We start from the raw sequence: 13897 nt of genomic DNA, 5'->3' as shown, positions 1-13897 counted from the left end.
GCAAAATCAGGTCAGATCAGCCCGAAATCGCGCCGCGCACAGCGGCGATGATTCGCTCCTGGTCGGCTTCGGTCAGGTAGGCGTGCATCGGCAGGCTGATGACGTCCTGCGACAGGCTCTCGCAGCCCGGCAGGCCGCCGTCGGCGACCGGATACTGCTTGTAGGCGGTCTGCTGATGCATCGACTTGCCGTAATAGATCGCGGTCGGCACACCCTGGGCCCTCAGCGCGGCGGCAAAGCCGTCGCGGTCGGTCCCCTCAGGCAGGCGGATGGTGTATTGCGCCCAGACCGAGGTGCAGCCGGGCGCAAGGCGCGGCACGGTGACGACATTGGACAGCCCACGCGCGTAGCGCTCCGCGACCCTGTTGCGGGCGGCGACCTCGTCGTCGAAAATTGTCAGCTTCTCGATCAGGATCGCGGCCTGCATGGTGTCGAGCCGGCCGGTCAGGCCGAGGCGGACGTTGTCGTATTTGTCGACGCCCTGCCCGTGCACGCGGATGCTGCGCAGCGTGGCGGCGAGCTCGTCATCGTCGGTGAAGATCGCGCCGCCGTCGCCGAAGCAGCCGAGCGGCTTGGCCGGGAAGAAACTGGTCGTGGTGGCGAGCGCGAGCGTGCCGAGCTTGCGGCCCTTGTAGCTTGCGCCAAAGCCCTGGGCTGCGTCATCGATCACGAACAGGCCCTCGGCCCTGGCGATCTCGGCGATGGCGTCGTGATCGGCAGGCTGTCCGAACAGGTCGACGGGGATGACCGCGACGGGCCTCAGGCCGGCCTTCCGGGCGGTCGCAATGCCACGCTTGAGGGACTCGGGGCTCATGTTGAAGGTGGCTTCGTCGACATCGACATAGACTGGCGTAGCGCCAGTCCGCGCCGCCGGCGACGCGGTCGCGATGAAGGTGAACGACGGACACAGCACGGCATCGCCGGGCCCGACATTCTTCGCCATCAGCACCATCAGGAGCGCATCGGTGCCGCTGGAGCAGCCCACCACATGCTTGGCGCCGCAATAGGCCGCGAGCTGCTTTTCGAGCTCGGTGACCTCCGGACCATTGACGAACTGGCAATGATCGAGCACGCGCTTGACGGCCGCATCGAGCGAGGCGCCGAGCCGGCGGCGCTGCGAGCTGACATCGATGAAGGGAATGGGATCGGAACGCAGATGCTGGTTCATGGCGCCTTGCGGGTTTGATGCGGTCGACACGGGAAAGGGATCAGCCAGCGATGCGGCGCGGGCCCTTGCGGGCTGGCGACGATGTAGCCGCAGGCCGCGACGGCGTTTCGAGGCACTGCGTCGCGATCTCGAGACTGGCGACGCCTTCGTCGCCAGTCACCGCCGGGATCTCGCCATGGCGGACGGCCTTGAGGAACGCGATCAGCTCGGCGCGCAGCGGCTCGTCGTGGCCGACCGGCAGGTGCCGCATCGAATAGCTGCCGTCCGGCTTGAAGCCGAAGCACTCGGTGACCTGGCGCGTGAGGAGATCGCCCATCACGTATTTGCCGCGGGTTGCGACCGTGACGCTGCGCGCCTTGAACGGCGTCAGCCAGTTGGTGTTGATGTGGGCGAGCACGCCGCTAGCCGTGCGGAACTGCAACAGCGCGATGTCCTCACGCTCGGCAATCGCGCTCGACAGTTGCGGCTGCACCTCGACGATGTCGGATTCGGTGAACCAGCGGATCAGATCGATGTCATGCACGGCGAGATCGATGACGACGCCGACATTGGACATGCGCGGCGGGAATGGACCGACGCGGGTGATCGCGATCGACAGGATGTCTTCGCCCGCGATCGCCTGCTTGACCGCGGCGACCGCCGGATTGAAGCGCTCGACATGGCCGACCATCAGCGTGACGCCGGCCTTTTGCGCGGCGGCGACGATCTCGCGCCCCTCGGCCACCGTGGAGGCGATCGGCTTCTCGACCAGCACGTGGATGTTCTTGGCGATGCAGGCGAGCGCGATCTCGTGATGCAGATGGGTGGGAGCTGCGATGGTGACGGCATCGACGCCCGCAGCGAACAGCTGGTCGAGCGTCTCGAAACCCTGGCAGTGGGCAAGCTCGGTGGTGCGCGCGAGGTGCGCCGGCGAAGGATCGACCACACCGATCAGGCTGACGCCGGGAAGCCCCGCGAGCACGCGTGCGTGGTTGCTGCCCATCACGCCGGCGCCGATGACGCCGACGCGCAAGGCGGCCTTTGCCGGTTGAGACCCTTTGGAACTCATCTGATCGAACCCCGATTCAACGCAAAATCCCCGGGCCGCTTCTAGCACGGTCGCCACATTTGTGGCGAATGCCGGCCGAACTAACCGGACACGATTTGATTCAAAAAATTACACGTTCCCCGGGCCTTAGCGCCAAAGGACAGTGCCTTGTGGCCCGGATCACGTGATTCGGAGTTTGCTGGTTACGACCTTTGATAGTCGTCTTCAATCCGGATGATGTCGTCTTCCCCGAGATAGCTGCCGGTCTGGACCTCGATCAGTTCCAGCACGATTTTACCGGGGTTCTCCATCCGGTGGACGGCGCCCATCGGGATGTAGATCGACTCGTTCTCGTGCACCGTCTTGACGGTCTCGTTCACGGTGACACGGGCCGCGCCCCGGACCACGATCCAATGCTCGGCACGGTGATGGTGCTTTTGCAGCGACAGCCGCCCGCCCGGCTTGACCACGATGCGCTTGACCTGGTGGCGTTCGCCATTGTCGACGGACTGGTAGCTGCCCCAGGGGCGGTGCACCTTGAGATGCTCCTCGGTGACCTTCGGCGCGACCGTCTTGAGCTTGGTCACCAGGCGCTTCAGGCCGTTGGCATCCTTCTGGCGCGAGACGAGAACTGCATCCGCGGTCGCCACCACGATGAGATCGTCGACGCCTTCGAGCGCGACCAGCGCAGCATCGGTCGTGACGTTGCAATTGCGCGAGTCTTCGAACACCGCACTGCCGTGCGCGGCATTGCCTTGCGCATCCTTCTCCGACAATTCCCACACCGCGTGCCAGGAGCCGACGTCGGACCAGCCGCAGGACACCGGCACCACCGCGGCGAGCGATGTTTTTTCCATCACCGCATAGTCGATCGAGATCGCTTTCGCCGCGCCGAATGCCTGAGGCTCCAGCGTCACGAAGCCGAGATCGCGGCCGGCATTGGTCACCGCGTTGGAAACCGCCTCCACGCTCGCCGTGTCAACCTTGCGATATTCATCGAGCAGCAGGGTCGCCGGGAACATGAAGTTGCCGCTGTTCCAGAGATAGCCCGAATTGACGTAGTCGGCCGCCTTCACCGCGTCCGGCTTCTCGACGAAACGCGTGACCGCGTGCACCTCACCGGTGATCACCTCGCCCGGGCTGATATAGCCGTATTCGGTCGCCGGCCGCTCCGGCTTGACGCCGAAGGTGACGATGCGCCCCGTGCTCGCAGCCGTAAGGCCTTCGCGACACGCGGCGACGAAGGCTGCAGTGTTCTGCACCACATGGTCGGCGGCGAGCGCAAGCACGATCGCGTCGCTGGCGCGGTTCTGCGCGAACACAGCGCCCGCGGCGATCGCGGGGCCTGAGTCGCGCCGCATCGGCTCGAGGATCACGTCGGCCTCGATGCCGATCTCGGCCAGCTGCTCCAGCACCATGAAGCGGTAGGACGCATTGGTGATGACGATCGGGCGATCGAACAGCGCGCCATCCGAGACGCGCAGCAGCGTGTCCTGGAAGGTCGAGCGCGCGCCGAACAGCGGCAGGAACTGCTTCGGGCGGACCTCGCGCGAAGCCGGCCACAGGCGCGTGCCGGCACCGCCGCACATGATCAGGGGAATAATGCGTTTGTCCATCGTCATCTCAAACCTTGAAGTAGTCCCGATACCAGGTGACAAAATTGCGGACCCCGTGCTCGATCGGCGTTGACGGTGCAAAGCCTGTGTCGCGCATCAGATCCTCGACATCCGCGAACGTTTCCACCACGTCTCCCGGCTGCATCGGCAGCAATTCTTTGATCGCAGTCCGACCCAGCTCCCGCTCCAGAAGGGCGACGACATGCATCAGCTCTTCGGGACGGTGGTTGCCGACATTGTAGACCCGAGACGGCGCATTTGCGGCAGCCGGATTGTCCGCAGGCACCCGATCGATCAGCTTGGATACTACACGGGTCACGTCGTCAATATAGGTGAAGTCGCGACGCATCCTGCCATGGTTAAAGAGCCGGATCGGCTTGCCCGCAATGATGGCGTTTACAAACAGAAACATGGCCATATCAGGCCGTCCCCACGGGCCGTATATGGTAAAAAAGCGCAAGGCGGTGACCGGCAGCCGATAAAGATGGCTGTAGGACTGCGCCATCACCTCATTCGCCTTCTTGGTCGCCGCATAGAAGCTCACGGGATGATCAGTCCGGTCCTGCACGGCAAACGGCAGTTTAGCGTTGGCGCCATAAACGGAGGATGACGAGGCGTAGACGAGATGACGACAGCAATTGTTCCGGCAGCCTTCGAGCACGTTGAGAAAGCCCTGGAGGTTGGAATCGACGTAAGTCTGCGGCTGCTCGATCGAGTAGCGGACGCCGGCCTGGGCTGCGAGATGCACGACGCCGCCAAATCGATACCGCGCAAACAGCGCCGCGGTCGTCTCGCGATCGGAAAGATCGGCCTGCACGAAGGAGAAGCTGCGGTCGGTCCGCAGGAGCTCCAGGCGCGCCTGTTTCAGCGCAGGATCGTAATAGCTGTTGAGACTGTCGAGCCCGACAACGGGCCGGCCCTCGGCCAGGAGCTGCCGGGCGACGTGAAAGCCGATGAAGCCGGCGGCACCCGTGACCAAAATCGCCTGATCCGTCATCCTGTTCCCAAGGGATTGTTCGCGCCGCCCGCGATGGCCGCCTCTTTAACCGCCGCATCGAGGGGGCCGCAATAGCCTCGCCGCTCCCGGCGAGAACCCTCCTGATGACAGCTATTGCAAGATCGGCGCCAAAACCATACCAAAGCGGCCGAATTCGGCGCCTGGCGTCGGGTGACCTTCGCAAACCCTGTTCATGCGGGCGAGATGCGCCGAATCCTGCTGTCGACGGCCAAGATCCTGATTTCCGCGGCGCTGCTGTACCTGGCGCTGCGCAAGGTCGATCTGTCCGAACTGTTTTCGCGCTTCACCGCGACCAGCCTGTTCTGGATCGCCATGGCGATCGCGGTCACGTTCCTGCAAATCTTCGTCGGCGCGCTGCGCTGGCGCGAGATCAGCGTCGAATGCGGAGCGCCGATCGAACTCGGCCGCGCGATGCGCTACAACGTGATCGGCGCATTCTTCAACCAGACCCTGCCCTCCGCGATCGGCGGTGACGCGGTTCGGCTCTGGCTGGTTGCGCGCGCCGGCGCGGGATGGCGCGCGGCGACGTATTCGATCTTCGTCGATCGCGCGATCGGCCTCGTCGCGCTCGCGATCGTCATCGTCGCGAGCCTGCCCTGGAGCTACGCCCTCATCACCGATCCGCATGGACGTTCGGCGCTGCTGCTGGTCGACCTCGCGGCGCTCGCAGGCGGCATCGGCTTCCTGATCTTCGGCGCGCTGAAATGGTCGTGGCTGAAGACCTGGTGGGCGACCCATCATCTCCACGCCTGCGCCGTAATCGCGAACCGCGTGATCTTCAACGCCAAGCGCGGACCGATCGTTGCGATCCTGTCGCTGCTCATTCACGTCCTGGCCGTCGTCATCGCCTGGTGCGTGGTGCAGTCGATCGCCGCTCCGGTCAGCTTCGGCGAGGTCTTCCTGCTGGTGCCGCCGGTCATGCTGATCACCCTGATGCCGATCTCGATCGCCGGCTGGGGCGTGCGCGAGGCGACCATGGGCCTGGCCTTCGGCTTCGCCGGGCTCGCTGCGAACGAAGGCGTCAACGTCTCGCTCTTGTTTGGCGCGGTCTCCTTCATCGTCGGCGCGTTCGGTGGGCTGGTCTGGATCCTCAGCGCGGAGAAAGCCGCGCAGGGGTCGGCCCCGCTCGGAGTGCCGGAGTGAGCCCCCTCGCCGTCGTGCCATCGCTGCTTGCCGTTGCGATCGCCGCGCTGGTTTCGGCGCTCATCACCTGGATCAGCCGCCCCCTGCTCCAGCGCTACGCGCTGGCGCGGCCGAACGCGCGTTCCTCGCATCGCATCCCGACCCCGCAGGGCGCGGGCATCGCGGTGATATCAGCGACGCTTGTGGTCGCATCGGCCTGGGGTATTTTCGCTGATGTCGCGATCCCGCCGGCGCTGGTGACCGCGACGGTCCTGATCGCGCTGGTCGGGTTTGCCGACGACGTCTTGTCGCTGCCGGTGCTCGTGCGGCTCGTGCTGCAGGCCGCAGCGGTCGGCGCCGTCGTGTTCACCTCGCCCGAGACCGCGCGCATCGTGCCGGCCTTGCCGCTTGCGCTCGAGCGCGGCCTCATCCTGCTCGCCGGCATCTGGTTCGTTAATCTTGTCAACTTCATGGACGGGCTCGACCTGATGACGGTGGCGGAGGTCGTGCCGGTCACCGCGGCGTTGCTGCTGCTGGGACTGCTCGGTGAATTGTCCTGGCCGGCGGTGCTGATCGCCACGGCGCTGTGCGGCGCCATGCTCGGCTTTGTACCGTTCAACAAACCGGTCGCAAAGGTTTTCCTGGGCGACGTCGGCAGCCTGCCGATCGGGCTTCTGCTCGGCTGGTGTCTGCTCGATCTTGCCTGGCATCAGCAGCCGGCCGCGGCGCTGCTGCTGCCGGCCTACTACCTCGTGGATTCCACTGTCACGCTGTTCCGGCGCATCTCAAGGCGCGAACAATTCTGGTCGGCGCACCGTTCGCATTTCTACCAGCGCGCCACCGACAACAGCTTCACCGTCCACCGCGTGATCGGCGAGGTGTTGGCGCTCAATCTGGTGCTCGCGGGGCTTGCCATCGTCACCGTTCGCGCCGGCTCGATGACGATCACGCTGCTCGCGCTGCTCGCCGGCGCGATCGCGATCAGCTTCGTGCTGCGGCGGTTCTCCCGCCCTCAGGCGTCCTGAGCCGCCAGCGCGAGCCGCAACCCCTCGTCGAGAGAGACCTGCGGCTGCCACCCGGTCGCGATCGCCTTCGAGACGTTGAGCTCGAGCGAGCCGATCAGGCTGTCATGCGTATCCTGCCGGCCGATCACGCCGAGAAGCGAGCTCAACAGGTCCGGCGACATGCCGAATAGCCGCGGGCTCTTGCCGGACGCCCTGGCCAGGCGCTCGATGAAATCGGGCGTCGAGACCTGCTCCCTGTCGGCCACCAGAAAGATCTCGAAATTGCTCGCGGGGTCGGGATGGGCGAGCCGGCGCAGGATGAACGACGAGAGATTCTGCACTGCCAGGAAGGCACGGTGGTTGCGGATCGCGGCAAAGGGCAGCGGCAGTCCCAGGTTCACCGCGCGCGTCAGCAGCGCAAAATTGCCCTTGGCGCCCGCGCCATAGACCAGCGGCGGCCTGATCACCGAGATCTTCATGTCGCTGTCGCGCGCGAGCGTCCGCAGTCCCGCCTCGGCCGCAGCCTTGGACATGCCGTAGAGGCCGCGTGGCGTGAGGATGTCGTCCTCGCTGAACGGGGCGCGGCCATCGTTGCTGCGGCCATGCACGAGAACGGTGCTGACGAAGATGAACTGGCGCACGCCGGCCGTCGCCGCGCAGCGCGCTAGGTGCAGCGTGCCGGCGATATTGACGTTGCGGTAAAGTTGAACCGCGTGCTCCTCATGCTTGTGATGCACCCGCGCGGCGAGATGGACGACAGCATCGACGCCTTCGAGCGCGGCTGTCCAGTCGGTATCGGGGCCGATCGTCTCGACGACGACCTCGTCGGCAATGCCTTCCGGGCTGCGGACCGCGCGGCGGACCGACCATCCCTCGCGCACCAGCGCAGGCACGACATGACGGCCGACGAAGCCGCTCGCTCCCGTCACCAGCACGACCGGCTTGTTCTCGCTCATCGTTGCTCCGCCAGGTCCGGATTGCGCAACAATTCGTCGATCAGGGCGGCATAGGCGTTCATCGCGATGGCGCGATCGAACTTCGAAGCCGCCTTCACCGCTCGCTCCGTCATGGCGCCATCGTCGGGGCCAGACGCCGTACGGATCGCCTCGGCCAGTTGATCGGCACGGCCCGGCGTCACGACCCACCCGAGTCCGTTTTCGACCACGGTCAGCGCGGCCTCCGCCTCCGGCTCGGAGACCAGCACGACCGGACGGCCGACCGCCAGCAAATTATAGAAACGGCTCGGCACCGACACCCCCGCCACGTCCTTCCGGTACGGAATGATCCAGAGATTGGCAGCAGCCAGAAACGCCTCGAGCTCGGAATCCTCGACGCGCACCACGAATGACACATTGGGCAGGCTCGCATCCGCCTGCAACTGCTTCAGCCGCTCGAAGCCGATGCCCCAGCCGGAGAGCAGGAAATGGATATCCGGCTCGTCCTTCAGAAGCCGCGCCGCCTCGAACACGATCTCCGGATCATGGGTGAAGCCGAGATTGCCCGACAGGCCGACGACGAAGCGGGCCGCGAGCGTCTTGCGGAACGGATTGTCCGGCGTCACCGGCCGTGGCGCGGGCTCGAGCGTCGCCCAGTTCGGGATGAAGCGGATCTTGTTCCGCGTCATGCCGGAATAGCTCAGCAGTGATCGCTCGGCATCGCGGCCGATGGTGATGACGGCATTGAGCGCGCGGAACATCAGCGCGTTCGCACCGCGCATTGCCCGCGCTACGATCGAACCGGGCTTCAGGAGGCCAGCCATCACCAGCACGTCCGGAAAGAGGTCGTGCAGGATCAGCGCCGAGCGCGCGCCCCTGAGTTTTGCCGCCGCTGCGACCGCGTAAGGGAGCATGAACGGCGCGGTGACCGTGAGCACCACGTCGCCGGGATTAAGCTCCCTCATCAGCGCCAGGAACGTACGCGCCACGAACAGCAGCTCGGACACACCGCGCTGCACCAGCGCTGCCTTTCCCGCCATCCGGTTCTTGATGGCAACGACGCGCGGCTTGCCCGAACCGGTCTGCGACGCCGGCAGCGCGCCGGGCGAGCCGGAGAGCACGACGACCTCGTGGTCTGCGGCGAGGCGGCAAGCGATCTCGGCCATGATCGCCGCTGTCGTACTCGGGTCCGGCGGGTAGTGCTGACTCGCGACGACGATCTTGCCTTGAGACTGCATGATCAGGCCGCGGTCGACCCGAATTCCGGAACCGCGTCCTTCAGGATGGTCCTGATTGTGGCCCGATCGTCGCGCGCGATCGCCTGCTCGAGCGCCGTGATCCATTTGCGCAGGGTCTGCATCGGCGGCTCGTTGGGCTGCGCGGCCATGATGCCGGCGACACCGATCTCACGGGTCGGCTCCTCGGAGGCGAACAGAATCTCGTGCAGGCGTTCACCCGGCCGCATGCCTGTGAACACGATCTCGATGTCGTAGCCGGGTTGCAAGCCGGAGAGGCGGATCATGCGCTCGGCGAGATCGACGATTTTCACCGGCTGGCCCATGTTGAGCACATAGACGGAAACGTCCGGGCGCGCTGTGCCGAGCGCGTGCGTTGCCGCCGTGATCACGAGGTCGCAGGCCTCGCGGATGGTCATGAAGTAGCGGACCATGTCGGGATGCGTCACCGTCACCGGGCCGCCGGCCTCGATCTGGGCCTTGAACTTCGGCACCACCGAGCCGTTCGACGCCAGCACGTTGCCGAATCGAACCGAGATCAGCCGCATCGGCGGCTTGGCGCTTCCGGCCCCGGCCGCAAGGTCATGATCGAGCGCCTGGCAATACATTTCGGCGAAACGCTTGGTCAGACCGAGCATCGACACCGGCTCGATCGCCTTGTCGGTCGAGATCATCACCATGGCTTCGGCGCCGGCGCTGTGCGCGGCATCGGCAACGTTGATCGAGCCGAAGATGTTGGTCTTGACCCCCTCGCTCCAGTCGCGCTCGAGGATCGGCACGTGCTTGAGGGCTGCGGCATGGAACACGATGTCCGGCTTGAACTCGGCCATCAGGCGCATGATGCGCTCACGGTCGCGGATGTCGGCGATCCGCCCCTCGATCGCAGCGCCAGTGCCGAGCGCGGCTAGCGCTTCCGTGACCGCGTAGAGCGCCGGCTCGGAATGTTCCAGGATCAAGAGACGGGCGGCGCCGAACGCGACGACGCGCTCGCAGATCTCCGAGCCGATCGAGCCGCCGCCGCCGGTGACGATCACCGCCTTGTCCTTGATCAGGGCTTCGAGCCGTGCATAGTCGATCGTCTCGCTCGGCCGCAGCAGCAGATCCTCGACGGCGACGGCGGTCAGCCGCGGCGTATCGCCGCTCTCGAGTGAGGGCATGCGGTTGACGATCACGCCGAGCTTGCGCGCGCGCATCAGGATTGATTCCGGATGAGCGTCGGGCTCGAACGCGGACGGCGTCATCACCAGGCGCGCGATCGGCTTCTCGCGCTTGGCGAAGTCGGCGATGACGTCCTCGATGTCGTCGACGTCGCCCAGCACCGGCACGTTGCGGATGAGCTGGCCGCGATCGGATCTCGACGGCGACAGCACGCCGACCGGCCAGATGCGCTTGATGGCGCCGCTCTCGACGCCGCGCAGCAGCACCTCGGCATCCGCGGCGCGGCCGATCAGCAGTGTCGGCGCGGCGTCCTCGCCCCTCGCGTGACGCCGCACCCGCGTATAGCGGAAATAGCGGTACGTCATGCGCAGCGCGCTGAGGAAGGAGATCTCGAGGAACCAGTAGAGGACGATCGTCACCTTGCCGAGGAAGAAGGCCCCACGGACGTTGGGAGCGACGAAGATGTAGTCGAGCACGAGCAGCGTAACCGTTAGCACGCTTGCGACGCGGATGATGTTCAGCGCATCGGGCAACGAAATGAAACGCCATTTCGTCGTAGTCAGATTGAAGATGAAGAAAACGACCACGCTGAAGGCGAGGAAGTAGGGCAGGATCTGGAACAGCAGCGGCAGACGGTCATAGAAGCCGTCACCGCCCTCGAAGCGCAAATAGAAGGCGGCGAACAGCGCCGCCGCGGTTGCCAGCAGGTCGTGGAGCGCGATCATGAAATTGCGCAAGGTGAGATGCGAAAGACGCGTCATCCGCCGACCGATGAAATCCAGTTAGGTGCAACCTGACCGCGCTGATAGCCCATCTCGTCAAGACTTGCCAGCCGCGCGGCCATTCAGGAACCGACTTCCCCCAACCCTCGGCTCGGCCTGTTGTGCTCGGATCACCATGCCGCCGGCAACGCCGACGCCGATGACGTACATCCAGCCCTCGTGGAAGTCGAACAGATGGGAATTGAACAACGAAGTGAAGATGTTCTGCACCACGACCAGGAGGCCCACCCAATTGGCAAGTCCATCGCGGCGGAACAGCAGGAGATGCAGGATCCACATCGCGTAGAGAACGACGATACCGATGACACCCCATTGCACGGCGACGGCGAGAGTCTGGTTGTGGGGATTTGGAAAGACCCTGACACCGGGGACCCACTCGCCGCTCTTGGCGACCTTGTCGAACAATCCCTGAGTGGAGCCCGTGCCATGCCCCGCAAGCGGAGCTTGTTCGAAAAACTGAATTGCGTTCCGCCAGTACTCGAGACGCTCGCCGATCGACGTTGGGACGTTCTCCTGCGTGTAGAGGCGATAGTCGCGAGAAAAGGTGTCGGCGGTCTTGCGCAATTGCGGCGAGGCCTGCCAGGCAAGCACTCCGGCTGCGACCAGTGCGGCGGAGATAATCGCGATGGTGCGCCACCTCAGGTGAAGTAACGCGAACACCGCGAGCAAGATCGGCACGGTGACCAGCGCGGTGCGCGATACTACCACGAAGGCCATGTTGACGAAAAAGCTCAGCGCGAGCGCCGTCAACAGACCGACGAGCCAGTACCGCCCCTCACGCAACAGCATCACGATCGGATAAGCGAGCGCGACCGCGCACAGCGTGAATTCCTGGCTCTGGTCGATATAATTCTTGACGAAGATGCCCCGCTCAAGAGGATCGCCGGGTTTCAGCGACAGGCCAGGGTAGAATGCAACCAGCCACGACATCACTGACAGCAGCGCGCAGGACACCAGGAAGGCGATGAACACCCAGTGCCCGCGCGGGGACCGCTCGAAATGATACAGCAGGACGGGCAGCACCAGCAGCTTGACGGTCGGACTGAGCGCATAGAGGCGCGCGCCCCAGGCCGCATCCGACCACAGCATTCCCACCAGCGCGAGCAGGACCAGCGCGATCGGCGCCGCAACGATCGGACGCGTCAGCGATTGCAGGAACGCGCGGACGTCGAGAAACGGGACCATGCAGACCAGGAACGCGGCGTTGAAGATCGCCGCGAGCGAGGTCGACCAGGGCAGCGAGGCCACGGTCAGGATCGCGAACAGGTCGACAGTCTCGCCCCAGGCTGCCGGGCTGCGGAAGCGCCGCCACAGCATCTGGGCGGTCGTCTCCCGCGCGAGTGCCGTCACTTGCCCCCTCCCCGCGCGCGATGGACCAGCGCGGTCGTGCTGAAGCCCTGGAGGATGTCGACCAGCACGACCGTACCGCCCGCGGCCTCGACGACCTCGTGGCCGACCACCTGCTCACGGGTGTAGTCGCCGCCCTTCACCAGCGCGCTCGGCTTGATCCGGGTGATCAGGTCGATCGGCGTGTCCTGCTCGAAGATAACGACGAGATCGACGGCTTCGAGCGCCGCCAGCACCTCGGCGCGCGCGCGTTCGTCCTGGACCGGACGGTCGGCGCCCTTCAGGCGCCGTACCGAGGCGTCGCTGTTGAGGCCGACGATCAGGCGGTCGCAGGCGGCGCGCGCCGCGGTCAGCACCTTGACGTGACCGGGATGCAGGATGTCGAAACAGCCATTGGTGAAGCCGACCCGCAGGCCCTGCCTGCGCCATTCGGCAAGCTGGGCATCGAGTGCGGCCGGCTCGAGCACGATCTTCTCCTCGGCCGCGAGATAAGCATGTGGCAGGATCTTTCGCCGCAACTCGGCCGCGCTCACGCTGGCCGTGCCCTGCTTGCCGACGGCGACGGCGGCTGCCGCATTCGCCATCCGCAACGCCGTGTCCCAGTCAGCGCCCGTCGCAAGCGAGACCGCGAGCGCGGCTGCGACGGTGTCGCCGGCGCCGGAGACGTCACGCACTTTCACAGGGACAGCCGGAACGTGAAGGGCATCGCCATTGCGCGGCACCAGCGTCATGCCGTGCTCGCCTTGGGTCACGAGGATCGCCTCGCAATCGGCGAGCCGCATCACATCCTCGCTGGCATCGACAATGCTTTGCACGGTGTCGGCGCGACCTCGTGTGGCCTCCGAAAACTCCTTGCGGTTGGGCGTGAGCAACGTGGCGCCCCGATAGATCGCCCAGTTCAGGCTCTTGGGATCGACGATCACGGGCTTGCCGAGTTTTCGCGCGGCATCGATTGTGTGGCGGATCACGCGCGCGGTCAGCACGCCCTTGGCGTAGTCGGACAACAGCACGATGTCGGCACGCGAGATCTGTGGCAGGATCGCCTCGATCAGCCTGGTCTCGACCGCATCGGAGGCAGGCTGAGCCTGCTCCCAGTCCGCGCGCAGCATGTGCGTGGAGAAATGCTCGGAGACGAATCGGACTTTTCGCGTGGTCGGCCGCGACGGATCGCACACCAGCACGCTTTCGATACCGTCCTGCTCACCCAGCGCGGCCTTGAGCCGTGCACCGGCGTCATCCTCGCCGACGAGACCAACGAAGATGCAGCGCGCGCCGAGGGAGGCGACATTGCACGCGACGTTGCCGGCACCGCCGATATGGATCTCGCTGCGCTGGGCCGCGATCACCGGCGCCGGCGCTTCCGGCGAGATCCGCGACACCTCGCCATAGACGAACTCGTCCAGCATGATGTCGCCGATGCACAGCACCGTGCGGCCGCTGATGGCTTGCGCGAGGGCATCGAAATCGAGAATGGGCGTCGCCATG

The 13897-nt window shown here is 65.5% G+C and carries 11 protein-coding genes; 2 read left to right on the top strand and 9 right to left on the bottom strand.

Annotation, left to right across the window (positions count from 1 at the left end):
- Nucleotides 1-16 precede the first annotated feature (16 nt).
- From ABIB73_RS30720 to ABIB73_RS30705, 4 genes are all read right to left on the bottom strand, one after another.
- Nucleotides 17-1168 (bottom strand): DegT/DnrJ/EryC1/StrS family aminotransferase, encoded by a 1152-nt coding sequence (locus ABIB73_RS30720; protein WP_354230315.1) that lies wholly within the window; start codon nt 1166-1168, stop codon nt 17-19.
- Nucleotides 1169-1208: 40 nt separating this feature from the next.
- A complete protein-coding gene (locus ABIB73_RS30715; RefSeq protein ID WP_354230200.1) occupies nt 1209-2216 on the bottom strand; it encodes a Gfo/Idh/MocA family oxidoreductase in 1008 nt (335 codons plus the stop codon).
- 182 nt (nt 2217-2398) lie between these two features.
- Nucleotides 2399-3811, bottom strand: a complete 1413-nt coding sequence (locus tag ABIB73_RS30710; protein ID WP_354230198.1) for a mannose-1-phosphate guanylyltransferase/mannose-6-phosphate isomerase — start codon at nt 3809-3811, stop codon at nt 2399-2401.
- 7 nt (nt 3812-3818) lie between these two features.
- Nucleotides 3819-4808: an SDR family NAD(P)-dependent oxidoreductase gene (locus tag ABIB73_RS30705; protein WP_354230196.1), complete on the bottom strand. Its 990-nt coding sequence runs from the start codon at nt 4806-4808 to the stop codon at nt 3819-3821.
- Nucleotides 4809-5012: 204 nt separating this feature from the next.
- Between ABIB73_RS30705 and ABIB73_RS30700 the strand changes: the two genes are divergently transcribed.
- Entirely contained in the window at nt 5013-5972 is a 960-nt protein-coding gene (locus tag ABIB73_RS30700; RefSeq protein WP_354230194.1) for a lysylphosphatidylglycerol synthase transmembrane domain-containing protein, read from the top strand.
- Nucleotides 5969-6976: an MraY family glycosyltransferase gene (locus ABIB73_RS30695; protein ID WP_354230192.1), complete on the top strand. Its 1008-nt coding sequence runs from the start codon at nt 5969-5971 to the stop codon at nt 6974-6976. Before ABIB73_RS30700 ends, ABIB73_RS30695 begins: the two co-directional genes overlap by 4 nt.
- Here ABIB73_RS30695 and ABIB73_RS30690 read toward each other — a convergent pair.
- From ABIB73_RS30690 to rfaE1, 5 genes are read right to left on the bottom strand one after another with little or no spacing between them, the layout of a single operon-like run.
- A complete protein-coding gene (locus ABIB73_RS30690) occupies nt 6964-7911 on the bottom strand; it encodes an NAD-dependent epimerase/dehydratase family protein (protein ID WP_354230190.1) in 948 nt (315 codons plus the stop codon). The two genes, ABIB73_RS30695 and ABIB73_RS30690, sit on opposite strands and share 13 nt — an antisense overlap.
- Nucleotides 7908-9128: a glycosyltransferase family 4 protein gene (locus ABIB73_RS30685; RefSeq protein ID WP_354230188.1), complete on the bottom strand. Its 1221-nt coding sequence runs from the start codon at nt 9126-9128 to the stop codon at nt 7908-7910. Before ABIB73_RS30685 ends, ABIB73_RS30690 begins: the two co-directional genes overlap by 4 nt.
- A gap of 2 nt (nt 9129-9130) precedes the next feature.
- The gene (locus ABIB73_RS30680) at nt 9131-11044 is read right to left on the bottom strand and encodes an SDR family NAD(P)-dependent oxidoreductase (RefSeq protein ID WP_354230186.1); all 1914 of its coding nucleotides are present in this window, start codon (nt 11042-11044) and stop codon (nt 9131-9133) included.
- Between the two features lie 57 nt (nt 11045-11101).
- Nucleotides 11102-12415, bottom strand: coding sequence for an O-antigen ligase family protein (locus ABIB73_RS30675; protein ID WP_354230184.1), 1314 nt, complete (start codon nt 12413-12415; stop codon nt 11102-11104).
- Nucleotides 12412-13896, bottom strand: a complete 1485-nt coding sequence (gene rfaE1 / locus ABIB73_RS30670; protein ID WP_354230182.1) for a D-glycero-beta-D-manno-heptose-7-phosphate kinase — start codon at nt 13894-13896, stop codon at nt 12412-12414. The genes ABIB73_RS30675 and rfaE1 overlap by 4 nt, the downstream gene beginning before the upstream one ends.
- Nucleotide 13897: the final 1 nt, after the last annotated feature.

Origin of the sequence: Bradyrhizobium sp. F1.4.3, assembly GCF_040548375.1 — a bacterium.
Taxonomy (GTDB): Bacteria; Pseudomonadota; Alphaproteobacteria; order Rhizobiales; family Xanthobacteraceae; genus Bradyrhizobium.
Note: the sequence above shows the minus strand (reverse complement) of the source record. Positions and strands in the feature narration are given on the sequence as shown.